This window comes from Candidatus Arthromitus sp. SFB-rat-Yit, from assembly GCF_000283555.1.
Classification (GTDB): Bacteria; Bacillota; Clostridia; order Clostridiales; family Clostridiaceae; genus Dwaynesavagella.
This window is the reverse complement of the sequence record NC_016012.1, coordinates 1,098,528-1,122,527: the sequence shown is the minus strand read 5'-3', so window position 1 is coordinate 1,122,527 and position 24,000 is coordinate 1,098,528. Positions and strand designations below refer to the sequence as shown.

19 protein-coding genes are annotated in these 24,000 nt (G+C 28.0%); 16 read left to right on the top strand and 3 right to left on the bottom strand.

All coding sequences use genetic code 11. The features are described 5' to 3' along the window. Positions 1-83 precede the first annotated feature (83 nt). From RATSFB_RS05245 to RATSFB_RS05210, 8 genes are all read left to right on the top strand, one after another. A complete protein-coding gene (locus tag RATSFB_RS05245; protein WP_014095002.1) occupies positions 84-1,283 on the top strand; it encodes a glucoamylase family protein in 1,200 nt (399 codons plus the stop codon). 145 nt (positions 1,284-1,428) lie between these two features. Further along, positions 1,429-2,313 (top strand): PepSY domain-containing protein, encoded by an 885-nt coding sequence (locus RATSFB_RS05240; RefSeq protein ID WP_014095001.1) that lies wholly within the window; start codon positions 1,429-1,431, stop codon positions 2,311-2,313. 234 nt (positions 2,314-2,547) lie between these two features. Then, on the top strand, positions 2,548-3,525 hold the full coding sequence (locus RATSFB_RS05235) for a PepSY domain-containing protein (protein ID WP_014095000.1): 978 nt from the start codon (positions 2,548-2,550) through the stop codon (positions 3,523-3,525). A gap of 107 nt (positions 3,526-3,632) precedes the next feature. Next, positions 3,633-4,295 carry a response regulator transcription factor gene (locus RATSFB_RS05230; protein WP_014094999.1) on the top strand — a complete coding sequence of 221 codons (663 nt, stop codon included), beginning with the start codon at positions 3,633-3,635 and terminating at the stop codon, positions 4,293-4,295. 1 nt (position 4,296) lies between these two features. Further along, positions 4,297-5,646, top strand: coding sequence for a sensor histidine kinase (locus RATSFB_RS05225; protein WP_014094998.1), 1,350 nt, complete (start codon positions 4,297-4,299; stop codon positions 5,644-5,646). An 81-nt stretch (positions 5,647-5,727) separates the two neighbouring features. Next, positions 5,728-6,972, top strand: a complete 1,245-nt coding sequence (locus tag RATSFB_RS05220) for a competence/damage-inducible protein A (protein WP_014094997.1) — start codon at positions 5,728-5,730, stop codon at positions 6,970-6,972. Between the two features lie 9 nt (positions 6,973-6,981). Further along, the gene (locus RATSFB_RS05215) at positions 6,982-8,142 is read left to right on the top strand and encodes an exonuclease SbcCD subunit D (protein ID WP_014094996.1); all 1,161 of its coding nucleotides are present in this window, start codon (positions 6,982-6,984) and stop codon (positions 8,140-8,142) included. Between the two features lie 12 nt (positions 8,143-8,154). Then, positions 8,155-11,235: an AAA family ATPase gene (locus tag RATSFB_RS05210; RefSeq protein WP_014094995.1), complete on the top strand. Its 3,081-nt coding sequence runs from the start codon at positions 8,155-8,157 to the stop codon at positions 11,233-11,235. Positions 11,236-11,525: 290 nt separating this feature from the next. Here the strand turns inward: RATSFB_RS05210 and RATSFB_RS07475 are convergent, their stop codons facing one another. Both RATSFB_RS07475 and RATSFB_RS07470 read right to left on the bottom strand, forming a co-directional pair. Then, the gene (locus RATSFB_RS07475) at positions 11,526-12,953 is read right to left on the bottom strand and encodes a hypothetical protein (RefSeq protein WP_014094994.1); all 1,428 of its coding nucleotides are present in this window, start codon (positions 12,951-12,953) and stop codon (positions 11,526-11,528) included. An 87-nt stretch (positions 12,954-13,040) separates the two neighbouring features. Further along, positions 13,041-14,438 carry a hypothetical protein gene (locus tag RATSFB_RS07470; protein ID WP_014094993.1) on the bottom strand — a complete coding sequence of 466 codons (1,398 nt, stop codon included), beginning with the start codon at positions 14,436-14,438 and terminating at the stop codon, positions 13,041-13,043. A 191-nt stretch (positions 14,439-14,629) separates the two neighbouring features. Between RATSFB_RS07470 and RATSFB_RS05185 the strand changes: the two genes are divergently transcribed. The 8 genes from RATSFB_RS05185 (at position 14,630) to scpB (ending at position 22,352) form a co-directional block, all read left to right on the top strand. Then, positions 14,630-15,181, top strand: a complete 552-nt coding sequence (locus RATSFB_RS05185) for an NUDIX hydrolase (protein ID WP_014094992.1) — start codon at positions 14,630-14,632, stop codon at positions 15,179-15,181. Between the two features lie 69 nt (positions 15,182-15,250). After that, the gene (locus RATSFB_RS05180) at positions 15,251-15,868 is read left to right on the top strand and encodes a stage II sporulation protein M (protein WP_014094991.1); all 618 of its coding nucleotides are present in this window, start codon (positions 15,251-15,253) and stop codon (positions 15,866-15,868) included. Positions 15,869-15,889: 21 nt separating this feature from the next. Further along, the gene (locus tag RATSFB_RS05175) at positions 15,890-17,053 is read left to right on the top strand and encodes a phosphopentomutase (protein ID WP_014094990.1); all 1,164 of its coding nucleotides are present in this window, start codon (positions 15,890-15,892) and stop codon (positions 17,051-17,053) included. Between the two features lie 19 nt (positions 17,054-17,072). Next, positions 17,073-18,377 (top strand): pyrimidine-nucleoside phosphorylase, encoded by a 1,305-nt coding sequence (locus RATSFB_RS05170; protein WP_014094989.1) that lies wholly within the window; start codon positions 17,073-17,075, stop codon positions 18,375-18,377. A 90-nt stretch (positions 18,378-18,467) separates the two neighbouring features. After that, positions 18,468-19,640 carry a D-alanyl-D-alanine carboxypeptidase family protein gene (locus RATSFB_RS05165; RefSeq protein WP_014094988.1) on the top strand — a complete coding sequence of 391 codons (1,173 nt, stop codon included), beginning with the start codon at positions 18,468-18,470 and terminating at the stop codon, positions 19,638-19,640. A 141-nt stretch (positions 19,641-19,781) separates the two neighbouring features. Next, a complete protein-coding gene (locus RATSFB_RS05160; protein ID WP_014094987.1) occupies positions 19,782-20,963 on the top strand; it encodes a restriction endonuclease subunit S in 1,182 nt (393 codons plus the stop codon). A gap of 86 nt (positions 20,964-21,049) precedes the next feature. Further along, positions 21,050-21,808, top strand: coding sequence for a segregation/condensation protein A (locus tag RATSFB_RS05155; protein ID WP_014094986.1), 759 nt, complete (start codon positions 21,050-21,052; stop codon positions 21,806-21,808). Further along, the gene (gene scpB / locus RATSFB_RS05150; protein ID WP_014094985.1) at positions 21,801-22,352 is read left to right on the top strand and encodes an SMC-Scp complex subunit ScpB; all 552 of its coding nucleotides are present in this window, start codon (positions 21,801-21,803) and stop codon (positions 22,350-22,352) included. Before RATSFB_RS05155 ends, scpB begins: the two co-directional genes overlap by 8 nt. Before the next feature lie 315 nt (positions 22,353-22,667). On the opposite strand, the gene RATSFB_RS05145 is transcribed toward scpB, so the two are convergent. Then, positions 22,668-23,936 (bottom strand): adenylosuccinate synthase, encoded by a 1,269-nt coding sequence (locus RATSFB_RS05145; protein WP_014094984.1) that lies wholly within the window; start codon positions 23,934-23,936, stop codon positions 22,668-22,670. Between the last annotated feature and the right edge of the window lie 64 nt (positions 23,937-24,000).

Below are 24,000 nucleotides of genomic sequence, written 5' to 3'. Positions count from 1 at the left end.
GCTTTAATTTTTTACGATATGAAGTTTCAAATAAGAATTACGAAAATTGTATTAATGAGAGCTATGAAATGAGGGGTTTATAATTGGGTATTGATCTTATTTTGGAACTTGAAAACAAAGGATGTTTTGACTTTTTTTGGAATGAATCAAGTAGAAGTTGTAATGGATATGGACTTGTTAGAGATTCCACATCTAAGTTTGAAACTCATAAGAATATTTCATCGATAGCCTCAACGGGATTTGGGCTATGTGCAATAGTTATAGGTGTATCTAGAGGGTATATAGACTATGACTCAGCATATAAAAGAAGTTTAAACACGCTTAAAAGCGTTTATTTTAATGCATCAAATACAGAAGGATTCTTTAATCATTTTTTAAATATGGAAACTGGGAAGACAGCATGGAATTCAGAAGTTTCAATTATAGATACATCATTATTTGTTATGGGGGCATTAGTGTCATCTGAATATTTTGGTTCTGAAATAAGTGAGTATTTTGAAAAAATTTATAATAGAATTAATTGGGAATTTTTCAGAAACAGAGAAACTAACAGATTTTATATGGGATATGATGATATAGAAAAAAGTCATTTTGGGGAATGGGATAGTTATGCTGAGCAGCTTATTATGTACTTTTTAGGGGTAGCTTCTCCTACGTATAGTATAAATAAAGAAATGTTTTATAGTTTTGATAGACATAAGGTATTTGTACATGGACATGAGTTTATATTTTCTCCATTCGGATCTCTGTTTACTCATCAGTTTTCACATGCGTTTATTGATTTTAGAGGGAAAAAAGATAGGGAAGGTACAAACTTTTTTTTAAATTCTAAGATAGCAACTCTTTTAAATAGGGAGTATTGCATTAAGAATTCTAATAAATCTAAGTCATATGGTGAGAATTCTTGGGGAATAACTCCGTGTGAAACTCCAACGGGATATATTGGAACACTTGGAGTAAAACCTTGTCTTAATCTTTCAACAAATGAAGGAACGATTGGAATATATGGATCGATTTCCTCTTTAGTTTTTACTGAAGAGGAAAGTATTGGTGCGATAGAATATATTTTTAATAATTTGAAAGATAATGTATGGGGTAAGTATGGATTTAAAGATTCCTATAATTTGGATAAGAATTGGTATTGTGATTATGAAATAGGTATTGATAAAGGTATAAGCATGATTATGATTGAGAATTATAGAACAGGGCTTATATGGAATCTTGTAAGTCAAAATAGATATATAAAGAAGGCATTTGATATACTTGGTTTTTCAAATTATTAAAAAATTTTAATTGATAATTAATATAACTTTAATTTATAATTAAGTTTATATTATTCTTTTTATAATATAATATGGAAATGATATTAATTTAAAAAATTAAGCTCATGAATATATGATTTTTGTTCATTTTGGAGGATGATTTAAAATGAAAAAGAGTAGAATTAAAATAGTAGCTAGTGTGTTCGTAGCAGCTCTATTAATCACATCCGGTTCAGTTTTTGGACAAGCAAATGGAACTACCGAAGTAAAAGCAGCTACTGTAACATCAACGACAGCAGCAGCAGCGACGGCAACAGCATCTAGATTAAGTTTTGAACAATTGAAGCAAAAAGCATTAGCTATAGTTCCAGGAACTATAACTAATTATAAGTATGGTTATGATAACGGTACTCAAATATTAGAAATTGAAATTAGAGATAATAATGGAAGAAAAAGAGAGATAGATTTAGTTGCTGCAACTGGACAAGTTTGGAAGATAGACCATGAGATTGATGCAACTGGTAATATGTTTATAAATCAAAGTCTTTTTACTGTAAACAAATCATTTGAAGAATGTAGAACTATTGCTCTTACACAAGTTCCAGGTGGTACAGTTTTGACTAGTAAGCAAGATTCTGAAAATGGAAGATTTGTTTATGATTTTGAAATTAAATCAACAGATGGAAAAGTATACGAGGTAGATGTTGAAACTAGCAGTGGTTTAGTTGTAAGGGTGGATGCAAAGAATGACGTCTATAATTATGGAGAAGTATCAACTCAACCAGTGGGACAAGATCAAGTATCAACTCAGCCAGTAACTCAAGTAGTAGCTAATACTGGAATGAATTCAGCTAAGAATGTAGTTAGAAGAAGATTTCCTGGATGTACTTTCTTAACAGCTAGACAAGATTGGGATGACGGAAGACTACAGTATAGATTTAGAGTTAAAGCAACAGACGGAACTGTTTATGATGTAAGAGTTTCTGGGAATTATATAACAGAGATAGATGCTGAAGGTAAATATGTTAATGGAGTTTACTATGATTATTAATATGTTATAGTAAGTAGTATTATAAAGGAGCTAGTAGTTGATACTAGCTCCTTTTTAAAATTTTGAATTTGAATTATTAAAAATATTTAATTGATAATTTACTTAAGATTAATTTACATTTAACTTTATTTTATTGTTACGATAATATAATGTAACCATGATAACAACAATAGTATAAAAATTAATTTCAGAAGTGAGTATATAATTTTTAATTGTTTTGAGGAGTGATTTAAAATGAAAAAGAGTAGAGTTAAGATAGTAGCTGGTGTTTTTGTAGCAGCTTTATTAGTTACAGCTGGTTCTTTTGTTAGTAAAAAAGGTAATGTTACTGAAGTGAGTGCGGTTACTGAATCATCAGTTGACAATACACAACTTTCAAGAACTGTGACTAATTTAACAACAGTAACAACATCTAGACTAAGCTTTGATCAATTGAAACAAAAAGCATTATCTGCAATTCCAGGAACTGTAGTTAAGTATAGTTATGATTATGATAATGGTACACAAATAATAGAGTTTGAAATCAGAGATAGTAGTGGAAGAATAAGAGAAATAGATTTAGTTGTTGCAACAGGACAAGTTTGGAAAATAGATCATGATATTGATGCAAATGGAAATAGATTTATAAACCAAAGTCTTTTTACTGTAAATAAATCATTTGAAGAGTGTCAAAAAGTTGCTCTTGCACAATTTCCAGGGGGAACAGTTTTAACTTATAAGCAAGGAACTGAAAATGGAAAATTTGTACATGAAGTTATAGTTAAAGCAGTTGATGGACGAGCATATGAGGTAGATGTTGAAACACAAAATGGTACAGTTATAAAAGTAGAAAGAAATGATGATTATGATTTTTATCAAGTACCAGCAGCTACACCAGTAGTTCAAACTCCAGTATCTCAGCAAGTATATCAAACACCACAAGTACAACAAGTACAGCAAGTTCAAACTCCAGCAGTAAATACACCAGTAGTTCAAACTCCAAATACAACAAATACTAGTGGATTGGAGGGAGCTAAGAATATAGTTCGACAAAGGTTTCCTGGATGTACTTTCTTGAAAATAGATCAAGATTGGGACGATGGAACATGGGAATATGAATTTACTATTAGAACAACAGATGGAAGCGTTTATGATGTAGAAGTTAAATGGGGAACTATAACAGATTTAGACCTTGAGGGTAAAGTTGTTAATGGAATTTACTATGAATATTAAAATTTGATATAAAACGATTATTAGGGGTTAGCTTTAGGCTAACCTTTTTTTATAAAGTTATCTATATGTGTTATAATATAATGAAATAGAAGTTTAGGAGGGTGTATATGTGTAGGATTCTTGTTATAGAAGATGAAAAGAATATAGCTTCTTTTTTGAAAATGGAGCTTGAATATGAAGGATATGAGGTTGAAAATTCTTATGATGGTAAAGAAGGGTTGGAAAAAGCATTAAATACTAATTTTAATTTGATAATTTTAGATCTTATGATCCCTTATTTAAACGGGTTAGAGGTTTGTAGAAGAATCCGAAAAAGTAAGAATACTCCTATAATAATGTTGACAGCTAGAGATAGTGTTATGGATAAGGTTTCAGGATTTCAGATGGGTGCTGATGATTATTTAGTAAAGCCATTTGCAATAGAGGAACTTCTTGCAAGAATTGAAGCACTCTTAAGACGTGTAGAAAATTCTAAAGAAGTATCAAATGTCATTGAGTTTAAAGATATTGTGATTAATATAGAATCCAGAATTGTTAAATGTTCAGGTGAAGAAATTAATTTAACAACAAAAGAGTATGAACTTTTATTGTATCTTATAAAGAATAAAAATAAAGTTTTGTCGAGAGATTATTTGATAGAAAATATATGGGGATATGATTATGATGGGGAAAATAATGTAGTTGATGTTTACATAAGGCATTTAAGATCGAAATTAAATAATAATGAGTATATTCAAACTGTTCGTGGAATCGGATATGTGGTAAGATGACATGAAAAATAGATTATCAACTTTTTGGCAAATGTCCATGATGATATTTTCTATTATGGTATTTATTATATCTATTAGTTATGTGTTTCAGTTTTTCATAACTAGGGTTTGGATAATTGATTATGAGAAAGATAGTGTTAAAAATACATTAGAGCAAATAGAGTCATTTTTTTATTATCATAGTATTGAGAACGCAGATTACCTTAAGTTCTTTGAATTTAATGATGCTGATTTTTGGATATATGATTCCGATAGAAACATGTTGATATCGACAGATGATATTCCAAATGCTGTTTTATATGGAAAGTTACCTACTAAGAAAATGAATTATGTTCATAAAGTAGATGGTGAAGAAAAGGTAATATTGAATACTCCATTATATTTAAATGGGAAAAGTTATTATGTTTATATAGAAAAGGAAGTTGAGATTTATCAAGATTTTTTAGATACCTTGATTCCGATGCTGATAGTATTTATTATTATGATTTTGGTAATAAGTTTGCTTTCAGGTATGTTTGTATCGAGAAAGTTTGTGAATAGACTTAAATTTTTAAAAGTTACAATGGAAAATGTCAAGGAAAAGGGAATATCTAATCGTGTTGAAATATTAAATCGAAATGATGAGTTTTATAAAATAGGTATTGTATTTAACTCGATGATGGATGAACTCGAAAAATTATTTAATCAGCAAAAACAATTTGTACACGATGCTTCACATGAGCTTAGAACTCCTCTTACAATACTTAAAGGACATCTTCAGATGTTGAATAGATGGGGTAAAAATGATCCTGAAACTTTAGATAAATCACTTAAAATTGCATCTGAAGAACTTGAAAGATTAATAAAACTTGTGAATGATCTCCTTAATTTAAATAAGATGGAAACACATTCTTCATTTAAGGTTGATGAATACATTGATGTTAATCAGGTTATTGAAGAAGTTATATATGGTTTTGATATTTTGTCTGAAGATATAGAATTTAATTTTGATAAGACAAATAATATCTATTTAAAAATTTTAAGGGAACATTTAAAACAACTTGTGATAATTTTTGTGGATAATGCAATAAAGTATTGTGATAAAGATAAGAAGTTTATAAATATAAGATCGTATGAAGAAAATAATAGAATTTATATCTCTATAAAGGATAATGGGATCGGTATAAAAAAGGAACATATCCTTAAGGTTACTGATAAATTTTATAGAGTTGATGAATCAAGAAAATATAATAATAGTTTTGGTATAGGATTATCTATAGCAGCTCAATTAGTTAAGCTCTATCAGGGAGAATTAGAAATTATAAGTGAATTTGGTCTTTTTACAGAAGTTATTGTTTCGTTTAAAAAATAATGGTCTATTTTATAGGCCATTATTTTTTTTGATTTAAATTTAGTGATATAATAAAATTAAATTTTTTTCGGAGGCATTATTATGGATTTAAGATGTGAAATTATTTGTGTCGGTACAGAACTTTTACTCGGTGATATTGTGAATACTAATTCTCATTTTATTACTAAATCTTTAGCAGAAATTGGAATTGATGTTTATTACCATACAGTTGTTGGAGATAATTTTGAAAGACTTACTCGTGCGATAGAAAATTCTTTTAATAGAGGAATGAATTTGATAATAACATCTGGTGGACTTGGACCAACGGATGACGATATAACAAAAGAATGTATTTCGAAATATTTTAATTTAAATCTTGTATCTCATGAAGAGAGTTTAAAAAATATTGAGAAGTTTGTTAAGAGTTCTAGAGATAATCTTACAGATGCAAATTTGAAACAGGGATATGTTCCGGAAGGATCAATAGTTATGAAAAATTTAAAAGGAACAGCACCTGGAATTATAATAGAAAATGAGGATAAGATTGTAATTAATCTTCCTGGTCCTCCTAGTGAACTTTATGATATGTTTAACAATTTAGTAAAACCATATTTGAAAAATAAATCTGAGTGTAAATATTATTCGGAATTTTTAAGATTGTATGGGACAAATGAGGGGGATATAAATGGGATTTTGAGTGATTTGTTTGAAAATAGTGTTCAAACCCTTGCACCTTATGTTGGAAAAGATGATTTAGTTTTGAGGATTACAACTAAATGTAGAAATGATGAGGAAGGAAGAGATGTTATATCGAAATTAAAGGAAGAGGTTTATAAGAGAGTTGGGAAATTTATATATGCAGAAGGAGAAGTTAACGTAGAGGAACTTCTTTATATGGAACTTAAAAAACGAAATTTTAAGATTTCTTTTGGTGAATCTTTAACAGCTGGAATGCTTTCTTCAAGATTTGTAAATGTTAGTGGGGCATCTGAATTTTTTGAAGAATCATTTATTACCTACTCAAATGAATCTAAAATGAAAAATCTTTCTGTAAATTTTGAAACTCTTGAGAGATTTGGTGCAGTAAGTAGTGATACAGCAAAAGAGATGGCTATCGGTGTTTTAAATAGAACATCATCTCAAGTGAGCATTTCAACAACAGGAGTTGCAGGTCCAAATGAGAGCGAAGGGAAGAAGCCTGGAGTTGTTTATATAGCTGTTTGTGTTCTTGGAGAGGTTTATGTAAAAGAGCTAAATATCATAGGAGATAGAATGAGGATTCGTGAGAGAGCAACTTTTGATGCTCTTGTTTTTGCATATGAAATTTTGAAAAATATGAAAATTTAGGAGGAAATTATGAGAATACTACATACTTCAGATTGGCATATAGGTAAAAAGATTAATGATTTTAATATGATAGATGATCAAAGATATGTTTTGGATCAGATTTGTGAGATTATAAAGCAAGAAAAAATTGATGTTGTGATTATTGCTGGAGATTTATATGATAAACCAATTGTTGATACTCATGCAATTAAACTTTTAAATGAAGTATTAGTTAAAATTGTAAATGAATGTGGGGCTAAAGTGATTTTGATAGCAGGAAATCATGATAGTGCAGATAGAATATCTTTTGGAAAAGAATTTTTAATTGATTCAGGAATTTATATAGAAGGGAAATTTGACGGAAATATTAATAAGATATCTCTAAATGATGAGTTTGGAGATGTTAATTTTTATCCGATATCGTATTTTGATGAAGTACATATAAAACATTTGTTTAATGATGTATCTATAAAGAATTCAAATGATGCATTAATTAAGATAATGAAAACTCTGGATGTTGATTATAGTAAGAGAAATATATTCATAGCTCATGGATATTTTTCAAATAAAGATGGGGATAAAATGATTGAAAGTGATTCTGAGAGGAGATTGTCAATAGGTGGACAAGATGTTATGGATGCATCGATACTTAAAGAGTTTGATTATGTGGCACTTGGACATCTTCATGCGAATCAAAAAGTTATTGTAGATCATATAAGATATTCAGGATCTATAATTAAGTATTCATTTTCGGAGATGAATCATAAAAAGAGTGTGACTATTGTTGATTTAGGAGGAAAAGGTGATATTAAAATAAATCAAATTGGTCTTAAACTTAAACATAATATGAGGGAAATTGAAGGTTATATTGATACTCTTATAAGTGAAGAGTTTTATAAAGATTATGATCTTGAAGACTATTTTAGGATAATACTTCATGATTCTATTGGCATTAGCGATCCTGCAGCTAAAATTAAAAAAGTTTATAAAAATTTTATGGAGATTAGGTTTAAAGATAATAATTTTAATGATGGTAATCAAGAAGAAATAAGTAATTTAGATATTACAGTTAAATCTCCTTTTGAATTATTTGAAATTTTTTATAAAAGCATGACGGATAAAGAACTTAATTGTGATCAAAAAGATATTTTAAAGGATGTTATAGAAAAGGTAAATACTTTAGATCAATAGGAGGATAATTTTATGATTCCAATAAAGCTCACTATGCAAGCATTTGGACCATATAAGGAAAAAGAAACAATAGATTTTAGTAAATTTTTTGAAGATAGACTTTTTTTAATTGCGGGAAATACTGGTAGTGGGAAGACAATGATATTTGATGCAATGTGTTATGCCTTATTTGGACAACCTAGTGGTGAATATAGAGATGCTTCTACTCTAAGAAGTCAATTTGCAGCTAAAGAAGATGTAACATATGTTGAATTTGAATTTTCTCATAGAAATAAGAAATATACAATAACTAGATTTCCTGAACAATATAAGATTTCAAGAAGTAAGGAGGTTTTGCAGAGGGCTAGTGCACAAATTATAGTTGAGGATGAGTTGATAAATGGAATTAAAAATGTTGATCAAAAAATTAAAGAAGTTTTGGGAATTGATCGCTCTCAGTTTAAACAAATTGTTATGATAGCTCAAGGAGAATTTAGGGAACTTGTATCTGCAGATTCAAAAAAGAGAGAGAGTATATATAGAAATATATTTAATACAGAGGAATTTAAAAATATTCAAAATATTTTAAAAGAGAAGTCACTTGAGTATGAAAAGAAATTTGAAAATTCTGATCAGAGAATAAGAGGATTTTTAGAATCGATTAACTCAATAAATAAAATATCATATGATGATTTTACGATAGATCAGATATTGAGTATTTTAAGTAAAGATATAGAAGATTACGAGAAAAAGTTAGAAGAGTTGAAACCAAGGAAGGAAGATTACAAAAATAAAATTTCAAATAACAATAATTTTCTTGAGAGTATTAATTCTTTGGTAGATAAAAATAGAGAATTGATGTCAATTGATATAAGTTCATTAAAAGATGAAGTTGAATTTTTGAATAAGGCAAAAAAGACATTTTTAATAAGAGACAAAGAGAGGATTTTGGAAAATTTTAAGGAAACGAGGAGTGGATATACAGGAGAGAAGGAGAAGATAATTTCGGATTTAGATCATCATAAAAAGAATTTAGAAATTTTAAATAAGGAGTTTGAAGAAATAAAATTTTATGATGAAGAGATTGAAAAATTAAGAAGTAAGGTTATAGATATTGAATCTTTAAAGGATACTGTAAATGAAAAGGAAAATCTTGAAAATAAAATTAAAAACTTAGAAAATGAAATTTCATCAATTGATGACGAAGTGAAATTATTTAAAACAAAATTAGATATTCTTAATAATAAACATGAAGAAATGTTAAAATTTAATCTTGAGAATAGGGACGTAAAAGATAAAATTGTACATATTGAAACAGAATTATTAAATACAGAGGAAATAAACGAAGGATTTTACAAGTATGAATGCGAGCTTGGAATATATGGCGAGTTACTTGATAAATGTAAAAAATGCGAGGATGAGTACAATAAAATTTCTACTTTGTATGAAGAAAAGTTAAGGGATCTTTCAAAAATTGAAGATATTTATTTTAGAAATCAGGCAGGATTTCTTGCAAAAAAGCTTGAAGATGGATCGCCATGTATTGTTTGTGGTTCAACAGTTCATCCAAATAAAGCAACTCTTATTGATAGCAACATAAGCGAAGATTCTTTTAAAAAATCAAGAGATGAAATTTCAAAGATAGAAAAGGAAAGAGAGAAGATAGTAACTGATAAGATTAATTTAAACAAAGATGTAAGTTCAAAGGCTAATAAGATAAGTGAAATCTATGATGAAATTTTAAAACGAGATAAAGAAAGGAAATTTATAAATTTTGAAAAATTTGAATCATGTAAAGATTCTATAGAACAAGTTGAATTTAGTTTAGCTTTTCTTAAAAATTTGCTTAAAGAGAGTAAAGGTATATATGATAAGTTCATAAAATCTCAGGATGAAATTTTAAATATAGAGGGTGAAATTAAAGAAGTAAAATTACATATTGATGAGTATGAGAAAATTTATATTAAAAAACGAAGTGATGTATCTGCTTTAAATACAATTTTAAGTGATAAAAGATTGAGGTTATTAAAATACAATATTTTATCAGTGAGTGATTATTCAAAAATTTTAAAACAGACAATCGGGAATTTGGAAAGTTTAATTAATAAAAGAGAAACTATAAATTCAAGCATAACTAAATGTAACAATGAAATTTTAAAACTTCAATCCAAATTAGATATAAAAAATAAAGATATAGAGGATTTGAATTTTAAGATTGATGAGAATGAAAAAATATTTATAAAGTCTTTAAATTCAAATGAATTTAAAGACGTAGAAGAGTACCAAAAATTCAAAATAACAGAGGACAACTATAATAATCGAAATAAATTTATAGAAGATAAAAGAGAAGAATATAAAGCTATTAAATTAAAGATAAAAGAGCTTGAAAGAGGGTTAGATAATGCACCATATAAAAATAGAGATGAATTATTTTTGCATATAGAAGATTTAACCAATAATTTAAAGGAAATTGAAGAGTGCGAAATAAAATACCATAAAAATAAATCTTTGCTTGAAAATGTACATAGAAGCATCTTAGAGATAAATAAAGATATTTTGAAACGTGAAAAATTAAGGACAAATTTAAATGAGCTAAACAAAATTGCAAATGGGAATAATAGTTATAAAATTAGTTTTGAGAGATATATACTTGGAATTTATTTTAAAGAAATAATACAAGCTGCGAACATAAGACTTTTAAAGTTGACAAATGGAAGATTTTTGTTTAGACATCTAAAAGAGAGTATAGATATGAGAAGTCCACAAGGATTAGAAATTAGCGTATTTGATAATAAAACTTCCCAAGAAAGAAGACTTGATGCAGTTTCAGGAGGGGAAAGCTTTCAGGCTTCACTTGCTTTGGCATTAGGATTATCAGATGTAGTACAAAGATATTCAGGAGGAGTTTCTATAGATACATTATTTATTGATGAAGGATTTGGATCTTTGGATTCTGATTCACTTCAAAATGCTCTAGAGTGTTTAATAGATGCTAATGATGAATCAAAACTTATTGGAATAATTTCACACGTTCAGGAACTCAAGGATTTTATAAAATCTAAGATAGAAGTGATAGACTCAAATAGTGGAAGTAGTATAAAGATTAGTATTTGAAGTTAGGGGATATGTAAAATTATTTATGTATAAGTTTTAATAAAGGGGTAATAATAATAATGAACTCCTTTTAAAAAAATATATTAATTAATTTTATTATATTCTTAATTTTAAGGATGTAATATTATTGATTGATAGCACCATTTTTTATGATAAACTTAAGATAGCATTTATAAAAATATAATAATTTCGTTATGAAGTTATTATATTTTTTGTTTGAATAAAACTATTTAGTTGATTTTTATATGAGAAAAGACTATTTACCAAATTTGTTGGTAAATAGTCTTTTCTTATTTTACGGTATAAATTGTTCTTCCATCTTCGGTAGAAGTAGTTACCTTAAGTGTTCCTTTTATTTGAGGATCTGTTAAAGTCATTGTGTCTCCATTTATTTCAAATTTGTCAGTTAATGGGATTAAAATAAAACCTGAATTTTCCTCAAAGGTATTAACATTTTTAAGATATAAAATATTTGATGAGTCTTGTATGAATTCTGTATCAAGTCCATGTAAGATTTCATATCCGTTATAATTAAAGAATCCACCTGCAGAAAAGCCGTATTCTGATCTATATTCTGACTTCATTCTCAAGTAAGGGATATTTTTATTATCTATCGAAGAAATAATATATTCAAGTGACTTATTTAAAGTATCATTTATTTCATTAATATTTTGTTTTAATTTGTTTGATAATTGCTCATTTGGTGTATCTTCAATAGGAGTAACATTTTCTAAAAGGTATTCTATTGGAGATTTTTTAGATTTTGAGAAATCTTCCTTAAAATCAGGTTTAAATCTTTCAATTGCTGATAAAGTAACAAAACCTAAATCATAACTATCCAATCCTAGAGTTGAAAAAGTAGATTCTATAGATATTAATTTAGAAAGATCTTCCCTAGTAATAGTATCTTGACCTGCAAGATTAGAAAGTCTACCTATATATTCTGCAACTCCTTCAAATATATCTGTGGATGCAATGGCAGAAAATTCATCAGGATATTCATTTTTCCATTTGTTGAACCAGTAAGCTGCTTTTTGTATAAATTCTTTAGCTGTATTATCATCATTTGTTATAACAGCATTTCCTAAATTATAATGTATCATATTTCTATAAAGTCTTGGTTCAAAATCAATAGGATATTTTTGAGATCTTGAATTGTTTGAATTATCTGGAAGAGCTATATTCTTTTGATGATATAAGTGAAATAGTTCATGAGTTAAAAATTGATATTCATCAATAACTGTAGAATCAAATCCATTTTCTTCAATAGGTGCATCACTTAACCTTGAGGTAACAATTGCATCTTTTCCTTGGAATTTTATTCCGTTAAAACCACCTTCAGATGTAAATTTAATTTCTGCATATTCTTCAGGAGATAGTTCTCTTTTTTCAGTTGGAGTTAAGAGCCATACTTTTACAGGTTTTATAGGATTTGTATTTTCCGTACCTAATATAGCATAAATAACAGTATGGTTCGAATAATCTAGATCTGGCCAAATTTTATTCATGTTTGGCCAATTTTTTGCCATACTTTTTTGGATTTCAGAAATAAGTCTATCCATTGTTTCAATATTTGTATTTTTTTGTGTTTCAGTAGTAGTTTGTGTAGGTGTAGTGTTAATTGGTTTAGTGTTATTAGCACACCCTGATAATACAAATACTGTCAATAATGAAAATCCAAGATGTTTTAAAGAGTGTTTTGAAAATATTTTTAACATATTTTTCACCTTATTCTTTATTTAAATATTTATTAAATTTTAACACCAAAAAACTTTTTTTTCAAAGTAATTTTGGAATATCCAAAATTACTTTGCTATATAAACTGTTCTTCCATCTTCAATAGAAGTAGTTACTTTAAGAGTTCCATTTAAATTTTTACCTTTTAAAGTTAAGGTATCTCCATTGATTTCAAATTTTTCTGTTAAAGGAATTATATCCACTTTATTATTTGGGTTTGTAATAATACTCAATTCATTAACGCTTAAAGAGTTTGATGAATCTTGATTATATTTTGCGGAAAACTTTGAAAAAATTTCAAGGTCATTGTATGAATAGAATCCAGCTACTCCAATACTTCCTTCAATATAATCTGAATTAACTTTTAAGTAAGGTATACTTTTATCATTTAAAGATGTTAAAATATTTTCGATAAATGTTTTAGTTTCACTATTTACTTTATCGATTTGTTTCTTTATTTCAGTTGATAAATTTTCGTCTGCAATATCTTCAACTGGAGTAACATTTTCAAGAAGTAATTCAATTGGAGATTTTTGTAATTTAAAGAAATCATTTTTAAAATTTGGATCATTTCTATCTAAAAGAGCAAGAGCAACAAAACCTAAATCATAACTATCTGTCCCTAAATTTGTTAAGATAGCGTTTGGATTTATCTTTTTACTAAAATCTTCTTTAGTAATTTTATCCTTGTTTGTAAGATCAGCGAGTTTAGCTACATACTGTGCATGTCCCTCAAATATATCTGTTGTTCTAATATCTTCGTATTCATTTGGATATTCATTTTTCCATTTGTTAAACCAGTAAGCTGCCTTCTGTATGTGATTTTTTGAAATATTATCATCATCTGCTGTGAGGGCATTTGATAAGTTTCTATATATCATAGTCCTATAAATTCTTGGCTCATATTCAATAGGATATTTTTGATTTCGAGATCCTTCTATATAATCTTTTGGCTGATGATATGCGTGAATTAATTCATGAGTTGCATATTCATACGTATCAATAATTTCTTTAATTTCATTATTTACAGCTGATAAAGATACGAATATTGAATCTTTACCATTGAAAGTATCCTTAGAGAATCCATTTGCATCAGGATAATTTAATTTTGAATATTCAGAGGAAGACAATTCTTTTTTTCCTGAAATATCTATAGCCCACGCCTTAATAGCTTTTCCATCATTTCCCAGTAAAAATATTACAGTGTTATTATTTGAAAAATCTAAATCTGGCCATATTTTATTTAAGTTAGGCCAATTTTTAACGATTTTTTCTTCAATTTGGCTTATAAATTTGTTTGATATTTCATCAAAATTTGTAGTTTCTTCTTTGGTGTTTTGTGTTTGTGTAGTGTTTGCAGTGTTATTGTTTGGCTTAGCGTTGTTTGAACATCCTGATAAAACAATTATTGTTAGTAATGAAAAAGAAGCGTATTTTAAAGAACGCTTTAAAAATGTTTTTAACATTTAGTATCTCCTTTTTAAATTATTTATCGTTTTAAAATGGTTAATTAGGTAAGTCTACCACATTAAAAAATTTTTTTCAATTATTTAAAAAATTGAAGTGATAGTCATTATTTAATATATCTTTTAGAAGGTGTGTCTTATTTGTGTTATTATTATTATCGTTATTTAATTTTACTATAGGAGGGAAATGTATGGATTTGTTTGAAAAGACATTATCAACAAAGGAAATATACAATGGGAGTTTTTTCACAGTTGAGAAATTGGAGGTATTGCTTCCAGATGGGAATAAATCAACGAGGGAGATTGTAAGACATTGTGGAGCAGTAGCTTTGATTGCATTAACAAAAAATGAAAAAATATTATTTGTTGAACAATTTAGAAAACCTATTGATAAAGTTTTATTTGAGATTCCTGCTGGAAAACTTGAAATAAATGAAGATCCAGTTGAATGTGCAAGAAGAGAACTTGAAGAGGAAACTGGATATACATCGAAAGATGTTGAGTTTTTAGGTAAAAGTGCAATGACTCCAGGGTTTTGTGATGAGATGATGTATTTTTATTATGCGGATAATTTAAGTCAAGGATTAAAGGGGGGAGATGAAGATGAATTTATAAATGTGCATGAGTTTACACTTGATGAAATAAATCTCATGATATCAAAAGGCGAAATAATAGATAGTAAGACTATAACAGGCATAAAATTATTTGAAATTATGAAAAAACAAAAAAATAAAATGTTTTAAAATTTATTTTTTTAATAGAATATAAAAAAATTTTTCTCATACTTATTTAATAAAGGGGGATGAGAAAATATGGTAAAGAGTAGAACGCTAACGGTTGGGTTAAAAGACAGTTATAATAAAAATTTTATCATTTATATGATGGTTTTATTATTTTTGTTATGTGGATTTTTGATTGGAGTTTATTTATTTACATATTTAGATTCTGAACTTGTTACATATATTAAAAATGATTTTATAGAGTATATGAACGTGATTAAAGAAGGTGAATTTAGTTATTTAAGTAATTTTAGGTTAAGTTCGATCATGCTTATTGTGCCTATAATTATTTTTGTGTTGTTTAGTGCTAATATTATTTTTTGTCCATTAAGTTTGGTTACTTTGTCTTTGAAGGGATTTGCTTTAGGATTTACGACAACATTTTTATTAACTAATTTTCAACTTAAGGGTGTATTGTTAACTATTTTTACTATAATGTTGCCTAATATGTTGATTATTTTTTTGTATATATTGTTATGTGTTAAGAGTATATCACGTGGAATATCTAGAACGAGATTTAGGGGAAGATTTTCTGAAAATGATAAATCAATCACTTTAAGATTTTTAATTTTGTTTATAATATTTAGTGTTTTAATTGCTTTGTTGTTTAAATGTTTGATAACACCATTTATAATAAAATTGATATTTTAAATTGTAAGGGGGTTAACGTTTGTGATAAAAAGAGTTATTTTAATAATTTTGGATAGTTTAGGTGTTGGTGAGATGCATGATTCTCATGAGTATGGAGATAATGGATGTAATACATTTAAAAATGTTATTGAAAAGTCGAGTTCTATATCAATAGAAAATTTTAAGAAACTAGGTTTGGGTAGGATAGAATCTTTAAAGTTAAGTAAGGAAGAAAACAAAATAGCATCTGTTGGTGTGTGTAATGAATTATCACGTGGGAAAGATACTATTACGGGACACTTGGAAATAGCTGGAGTTGTTACAAAGATTCCATTAAGAACTTTTCCAAATGGATTTCCTAAAAAAATTATAGATGAGTTTGAAAGTAAGATAGGAAGAAAAGTTATAGGAAATTGTGTTGCTTCAGGGACTGAAATTATAGATAGACTTGGGAAGGAACATATGGAAACGGGAAGTCCTATTTTATATACTTCTGCAGATTCTGTTTTTCAAATTGCAGCTCATGAAGAAATTATACCTCTTGAGGAGCTTTATAGAATGTGTGAGATTGCAAGAGAGATGCTTGTTGGAGATGATTTGGTAGGAAGAGTAATAGCTAGACCTTTTATCGGAGATGTTTCTTCATTTAAAAGAACTCCAAATAGGCACGATTATGCTATAGATCCACCTGGAAAGACGATGCTTGATTATTTGAAGGAAAATGGAAAAGATGTTATAAGTGTAGGTAAAATAAATGATATTTTTAATGGGTTTGGAATTACGGATAAATTTAAAACTGTAAATAATCTTGATGGGATTAATAAGACGATTGAATTGATGAAAAAGGATTTTAATGGTCTTATATTTACCAATTTGGTAGATTTTGATATGATGTATGGCCATAGAAATGATGTTGAAGGATATGCTAGAGCTATATCAGAATTTGATTCGAAGTTACCTGAGATAATTGATAACATGAGAGAAGATGATTTATTAATATTGACGGCAGATCATGGGTGTGATCCAACAACGCCTGGAACTGATCATACAAGAGAACAAATTCCATTGATTGTTTATAGTAAAAATATAAAGGCTTCAGATCTAGGGTGTAGGGAAAGTTTTACTGATATAGGAAAGACAATTTTAGATTTATTTTCAATAGATAATGATTTGCATGGAAAAAGTTTTAAAGATGATATTTTATAGTAATTTTTAGGGTGACGTTATGAGAATTTTAGATATTATTGATAAAAAGAAAAAAGGATTAGAATTATCAAAGGAAGAGATAAAGTATTTTGTAGATGAGTATACAAATGGGAATATTCCAGATTATCAAGCATCGGCACTTATTATGGCTATGTTTATAAATAAAATGACACCTGAGGAAACTGCAAATTTAACTCTTTCTATGGCGTATTCTGGAAAAGTTTTGGATCTTAGTGATATAGAAGGAATTAAAGTTGATAAGCATTCAACTGGTGGAGTTGGGGATAAGGTTTCTTTGGTTGTTGCTCCTATAGTTGCATCTTGTAAAATACCAGTTGCAAAGATGAGCGGTAGGGGTCTCGGTTTTACTGGAGGTACGATTGATAAGCTTGAGTCTATAGAAGGATTTAAGACAAATATGACTATTGATGAATTTAAATCTCATGTTAGAGATCATGGAATTGTTGTTTGTGGTCAAACAGATGCATTAGCTCCAGCAGATAAAAAAATATATGCTCTTCGTGATGTAACATCAACTGTTGATAATATTTCGTTAATTGCAGCTAGCATAATGAGTAAAAAAATAGCATCGGGAGCTGATGCTATAGTTCTTGATATAAAGGTTGGAAGTGGAGCTTTTATGAAAACTATTGAAGATGCTGAAATTTTGGCAAAAACCATGGTTGATATTGGGAGAAATTTGAATAAAAGAACTATTTGTATAATATCTGGGATGGATGAGCCACTTGGTTTTGGGATTGGAAATATTATTGAAGTTAGAGAGGCTATTGAAGTTTTAAAAGGAAATGGTCCAAAAGATTTATTAGAGGTATGTTTAACTATATCTTCTATTATGGTTTATTTAGGTAAGAAAGCAAATTCAATAGATGATGCTAGGGAGATTGTCTTAAAAAGTATAAATGATGGAAGTGCTTATAGGAAGTTTAGAGAGTGGATAGAGTGCCAAGGGGGAGATTTATCTATAATAGATAATATTTCTGAATATAAAAAAGCTAGCAGGATTAATACTTTTGTTGCAAAAGAAGATGGATATATAGGTTCTATAAATGCACAGGAGATAGGAAAAATAGCAATGCTTTTAGGGGCAGGAAGAGAAACAAAGGAAAGTGTTATTGATTCATCAGTTGGACTTATTTTTGAGAAAAAGGTTTCTGATTATGTTAAAGTTGGGGATGTAATATGTCAAATTCATCATAATGGTTATAAAGATATTAATATGATAATTGAGCAACTTGATAAAAATATTAATATTTCAAAACAAAAGCAAACTAAAGGTGAATTAATATATAGAATTATAAAATAATATTGAACATTATAACTGTACTAAATATTTTCACAAAAATTGGTGATTATATTTGTATGGTTATTTTTTTATATCAAAGGGAGGATATTCATGAGAATATTTAAATCGGTTTTATTTGGTGTGTTATTTTCCTTTATAGTTGGTTGTTTGCCAGTTTATGCTATAAATGATACTAATAATAATGGAACAGATGTTGAGGCACGTTCGGCTATATTAATGGAAGTTGAAACTGGAAAAATCATATTTGATAAAAATTCAAGAGAAAAGTTTGCTCCAGCATCAGTTACAAAAATAATGACAATGCTTTTGACAATGGAAGCTATTGATAGTGGAAGAATAAAACTAGATGATGTAGTTACAGTTACAGAGAATGCTCAGAAAATGGGTGGAAGCACTATGCTTTTAGAAGCTGGTGAGCTTAGAACTGTTGAGGAGTTATTAAAAGGTGTTGCTATAGCATCCGGCAATGATGCAGCTGTTGCACTTGCTGAATATTTAGGTGGATCGGTTGAAAATTTTGTTAACAAGATGAATGATAGGGCAAAAGAGCTTGGTATGAAAGATACAACATTTCAGAATCCTACAGGACTTCCAACAGAAAATCATTTAACTACGGCTTATGATATTTCAATTATGTCAAGAGAATTATTGAAGCATGAAACTATATTGAAATATAGTGGTACATATATGGAAACGATTTCAACAAATAGAAAAACTCCAATAGAACTTGTTAATCACAATAAACTTGTTAGATTTTTTAATGGATGTGATGGATTAAAAACTGGATTTACTAATGAGGCAAAATATTGTATTTCTGCGACAGCACAAAGAAGTGGGGTTAGAATGCTATGTATAATAATGGGAGCACCTACTTATAAGATAAGAAACAGAGATGCAAGTATGCTTTTAAATTATGGATTTTCATTGTTTGAGAGAAAAGAAGTAGTACAAAAAGATTCTGAGGTTTCTAAATTTCAATTAGGAAATGATAAGGATAAATTTATAATTTTAAAGGCAGCACAATCACTTAGTTTAGTTGTTGAAAAAACAAATGACCTTAAAATATCAACAAAACTTGATATAAGTAAGAATAAAAAGAACATTAAACAGGGCGATATTATGGGAACAGTTATATATTTAATTGATGGAAAAGAAGTAGGAAGAGTTGAAGTATATAGCGATCGTGATATGAAAAATAGTAGTATATTTGATAATATATTATCAATTTTTAAGAAAGATAATAAGGAAGAAAGTACCAATTAAACTTTTAGAATATAGAAGTTTAATGGAAAAAGGATAGTCAATTAGCTATCCTTTTTTGTTATTTTGGTATCAATTTTTATTAATGTATAGTTATAATAATATAATGTGCTTAATCTTGAGTGTGTTAGGGGTGAAAAAAAGATGGGCAAATTTGATAAATTGATAAAAGAACTTTGTCCTGATGGAGTTGAGTGGAAAGAGATTGGGGAGTTTTTAGATTATGAACAACCTACAAAATATATAGTAAAATCCACAGAGTATAGTGATAAATATGATATTCCAGTTTTAACAGCAGGGCAATCATTTGTTTTAGGATACACAAATGAAAAAGATGGATTGTATAAATCTAGTAAAGATAAACCAGTAATTATATTTGATGATTTTACAGCTTCATTTCATTGGGTGGATTTTGTATTTAAAATAAAATCATCTGCTATGAAAATGTTAACACCTAAATCCAAAGATAGTATAAATTTTAGATTTATTTATCATTGTATGAAAAATATAGGATATTCAAACAATGATCATACAAGGCAATGGATAGGTAAATATTCAAAATTTAAAATTCCAATACCCCCGTTAGAGCTTCAAGAAGAGATTGTACATATTTTAGATTTGTTTACAAATCTTACAGAAGAGCTTACAGCAGAGCTTACAGCAAGAAGGAAACAGTATGAGTATTATAGAGATAAATTGCTTATGTTTGGTGATGGGGTTGAGTGGAAACAGTTTGGAGAATGTGCTACTATTTTTCGCGGAGCTTCACCAAGACCGATAAGGGAATTTATAACGACAGATTCTAGTGGAGTTAATTGGATTAAAATTGGTGATGTAAAGATAGGTGAAAAATATATAACTTGTTCAGAAGAAAGAATTACTAAAGAAGGTGCTGAAAAATCTCGGTTTGTTAAAAAAGGCGATCTTATTTTATCTAACTCTATGAGTTTTGGAAGACCTTATATTTTGAAAATAAATGGATGCGTTCATGATGGTTGGCTTATAATAAGTAACTTTTCCAATTATTATTTAACAGATTTTTTATACTATTTGTTGAATTCAAATATTTATCAAAATGAGATGAAGAAAAAGGCATCTTTTGGTGGAGCCGTTCAAAATTTAAATGCCAATATTGTTAAAGGATTAGTGCTACCACTCCCACCATTAGAAGAACAAGAAAGAATAGTTTCAATCCTCGATAAATTTGATAAGCTTTGTAACGATTTAACTGAAGGACTCCCTGCAGAGATTGAAGCGAGGAGGAAACAATATGAATATTATAGGGACAAGCTTTTGACTTTTAAAGAACTCGAAAAAATTAATTAGTTATATATTTTGGAGAATTTACTCGATATGAGCATATGTGATAGTATTTAATTAAATAAAATTTTAAAATTATTGGGTATTAAGTAATGGATATAAAAATTGAAAATTTTGAAGGACCATTTGATCTGCTACTTCATCTTATTACAAAAAATAAAATGAGTATTTACAATATAAATATCTATGATATAACCATTCAATATATAGAGTACATAGATAAAATGAAAGAATTTGACCTTGATATTGCGTCAGAATTTATTGTTATGGCGGCTACACTTATTGAAATAAAATCTCGAAAACTTATTCCAGAAAAATTAAATAAAGTTGAAGAACAAGAGGAAGAAACATCAGAAAATTTATTGTTTGATAGGCTCATAGAGTATAAAAAATTTAAAAAAGTATCAGAGGTATTGCTATCTAAATATAAAGGTCAGGGTAATACATATTTTAAAAAGCCAGAAATAATTGATCAGCCTAAAGAAGAGGCAATTGATTTAAATCAAATATTTAAAGATATTGATATTTTATATTTCTATGATAAGTATAAGAAATTGATTAATTCTTATATAGAAAAACAGAATGATTCAAATCCAATACAAACTAATATTTATTTGGATAAGTTCAGGGTTGATGATAAGATAAAAGACTTAAAAAATACATCAGAATCTGTTTTGAGATTTAATGAAATAGTTAAGCCGTGTGTTGATAAGGTTGAGATAATTATTATTTTTATTGCAATACTTGAGCTTGTTAAGCAAAATTATTTTAAAATTATACAAGTAGGTAAATTTACAGACATTATACTTGAAAAAAATAGCTTGGAATATGGAGAAAGTGAAGATGAATGATAGGTTTATTTTGGATACAGCAGTTAGAGATAATTTTTTCTCTGTTATAGAATCATTGTTATTTGTATATGGTGATCCGATTTCTTTGAAGGATATAAGCGATGTTCTTGAAGAGAAGGAAGACTTTGTAAAATCTCTTATGGATGAATTTGAACTTCTATATAAAAATTCTGATAGAGGATTAAAAGTATTTAATATAGATGGTAAATACCAATTTGGGACAAAACCTGAGAATGAAAAATACATAGTTAGGTTATTGAAAACTAATCAACGACAATCTCTATCTCAAGCGGCTATAGAAACATTATCTATAATTTCGTATAAACAACCTGTAACGAGAGTTGAGATTGAAGAGATAAGAGGTGTGCGAAGTGATAAAGCAATACAAACTCTTTTAGATAAGGATCTTATAAAAGAATCCGGTAGACTTGAAGCCATAGGTCGACCAATTCTATATGGAACGACTGATAATTTTTTAAAGCAATTTGGGATTGAGAAATTAGAAGAACTTCCAGTTCTTGATGATGTAGAACTAGATGATTAGATATATCCTAAAAGGCAACCAAGTAAAAAGAAAATTATTGCAAATGATAATCTTCTAAGAAAGAAAATAGCAGATTTTGACATAATAACCTCCTCCTTATGGAGATATTATTATATTAATTTTGTATAAAGTCAACAAAAAATTAATACAGCCATTTAAAATATAAGATGCAGTTTAAATATATAATCAACGTGCTTAAATTTTATATTAAATAAAGATGTTTTTAAAAACACTACATAAAATTTAATTCTTATAACTTTAAATGGCACTATTATTATCTTGTCCCTTAGGATTAAAAGTTATTCAGTATTAAATTTATATTTCTATAGTTTGATTTCTATCTGGACCAACGGATATAATTGAAATTTTAATTTTAGTAATGTTTTCAATTGTTTTTATATATTTTTTAGCATTATCAGGCAAGTCGTTAAATGATTTAATTTGTGTTATATCTTCGCTCCATCCATCTAACTCTATATATATAGGTTTGCATCTAGAGAATTCTTCTATGCTTGATGGAATAAAATCTATTGTTTTTCCATCTAGCTCGTAAGCTATGCAGATTTTTAATTTTTCAAATCCTGTTAAAACGTCTAGTAGAGTTATCGCTAAATCTGTAATTCCAGAAATTCTTTTTCCATGTTTTAAGATCACAGTATCGAGCCATCCAATTCTTCTTTTCCTTCCAGTTGTAGTTCCATATTCATTTCCAATTTTACGTATCTTTTTTGAAATTTCACAAAAAATTTCTGTCGGGAGTGTTCCTTCACCTACACGAGTTGAGTAGGCTTTGGTTATTCCTAAAACTTTTTGAATGTATTGAGGAGCTATTCCACAATTAAGAGCAACAGATGATGCTGAAGGTGATGAACTGGTAACATATGGATAAGTTCCGTGATCTAAACAAAGCATTATACCTTGAGCACCTTCAAATATTACTTTCTTGTTTTCATTTAAAGCGTTTGTTATAAATACAGAACTATCTATTATTTTTGTTTTTATAATATTTATGTAAGACATGTATTCATTGAAGATTTCATCTTTATCAAAAGTAGTATTTCCAAATAGTGATAGAAGTTTATTTGCATAGTCGACATTTAAAGAAAGCTTCTCATAAAAGGAATTTTTATTTAGTAAATCTCCAAATCTTATTCCTATTCTCATATATTTGTCAACATAACAAGGTCCAATTCCTCGTTTGGTTGTCCCAACTTTTTTATCTCCTTTTAGATTTTCAAATATTTCATCAAGTGCAATATGATATGGAAATATTATGTGTGCTCGATTTGATATATAAAGATTTTCACAATTTATACCTTGAGAAATTAGAGAATTCAATTCTTTAATAAGAACTTTGAGATCTATTACCATACCATTTGATAATATGTTCATTGTAGTAGAATTGAAAATACCAGATGGTATTAAATTAAGAGCGAAATGTTTGTTATTAAATTTTATTGTATGTCCTGCATTGTTTCCTCCTTGATATCTAACACAAACGTCAAATTTACTTGAGAGATAATCTGTAAGCTTACCTTTACCTTCATCTCCCCATCCTGTTCCAACAACAATCAGTGAATTCATATAAATAACTCCCAACTTAAAAATTAAATAAAAATTGTCTACATATTGAGTATAACAGAATATA

Excerpts from the sequence above, each read along its gene's own strand:
- RATSFB_RS05240 (WP_014095001.1), top strand. The coding sequence starts at position 1,429 with ATGAAAAAGAGTAGAATTAAAATAGTAGCTAGTGTGTTCGTAGCAGCT.
- RATSFB_RS05235 (WP_014095000.1), top strand. The coding sequence starts at position 2,548 with ATGAAAAAGAGTAGAGTTAAGATAGTAGCTGGTGTTTTTGTAGCAGCT.
- RATSFB_RS05230 (WP_014094999.1), top strand. The coding sequence starts at position 3,633 with ATGTGTAGGATTCTTGTTATAGAAGATGAAAAGAATATAGCTTCTTTT.
- RATSFB_RS05225 (WP_014094998.1), top strand. The coding sequence starts at position 4,297 with ATGAAAAATAGATTATCAACTTTTTGGCAAATGTCCATGATGATATTT.
- RATSFB_RS05220 (WP_014094997.1), top strand. The coding sequence starts at position 5,728 with ATGGATTTAAGATGTGAAATTATTTGTGTCGGTACAGAACTTTTACTC.
- RATSFB_RS05215 (WP_014094996.1), top strand. The coding sequence starts at position 6,982 with ATGAGAATACTACATACTTCAGATTGGCATATAGGTAAAAAGATTAAT.
- RATSFB_RS05210 (WP_014094995.1), top strand. The coding sequence starts at position 8,155 with ATGATTCCAATAAAGCTCACTATGCAAGCATTTGGACCATATAAGGAA.
- RATSFB_RS07475 (WP_014094994.1), bottom strand. The coding sequence starts at position 12,953 with ATGTTAAAAATATTTTCAAAACACTCTTTAAAACATCTTGGATTTTCA.
- RATSFB_RS07470 (WP_014094993.1), bottom strand. The coding sequence starts at position 14,438 with ATGTTAAAAACATTTTTAAAGCGTTCTTTAAAATACGCTTCTTTTTCA.
- RATSFB_RS05185 (WP_014094992.1), top strand. The coding sequence starts at position 14,630 with ATGGATTTGTTTGAAAAGACATTATCAACAAAGGAAATATACAATGGG.
- RATSFB_RS05180 (WP_014094991.1), top strand. The coding sequence starts at position 15,251 with ATGGTAAAGAGTAGAACGCTAACGGTTGGGTTAAAAGACAGTTATAAT.
- RATSFB_RS05170 (WP_014094989.1), top strand. The coding sequence starts at position 17,073 with ATGAGAATTTTAGATATTATTGATAAAAAGAAAAAAGGATTAGAATTA.
- RATSFB_RS05165 (WP_014094988.1), top strand. The coding sequence starts at position 18,468 with ATGAGAATATTTAAATCGGTTTTATTTGGTGTGTTATTTTCCTTTATA.
- RATSFB_RS05160 (WP_014094987.1), top strand. The coding sequence starts at position 19,782 with ATGGGCAAATTTGATAAATTGATAAAAGAACTTTGTCCTGATGGAGTT.
- RATSFB_RS05155 (WP_014094986.1), top strand. The coding sequence starts at position 21,050 with ATGGATATAAAAATTGAAAATTTTGAAGGACCATTTGATCTGCTACTT.
- scpB (WP_014094985.1), top strand. The coding sequence starts at position 21,801 with ATGAATGATAGGTTTATTTTGGATACAGCAGTTAGAGATAATTTTTTC.
- RATSFB_RS05145 (WP_014094984.1), bottom strand. The coding sequence starts at position 23,936 with ATGAATTCACTGATTGTTGTTGGAACAGGATGGGGAGATGAAGGTAAA.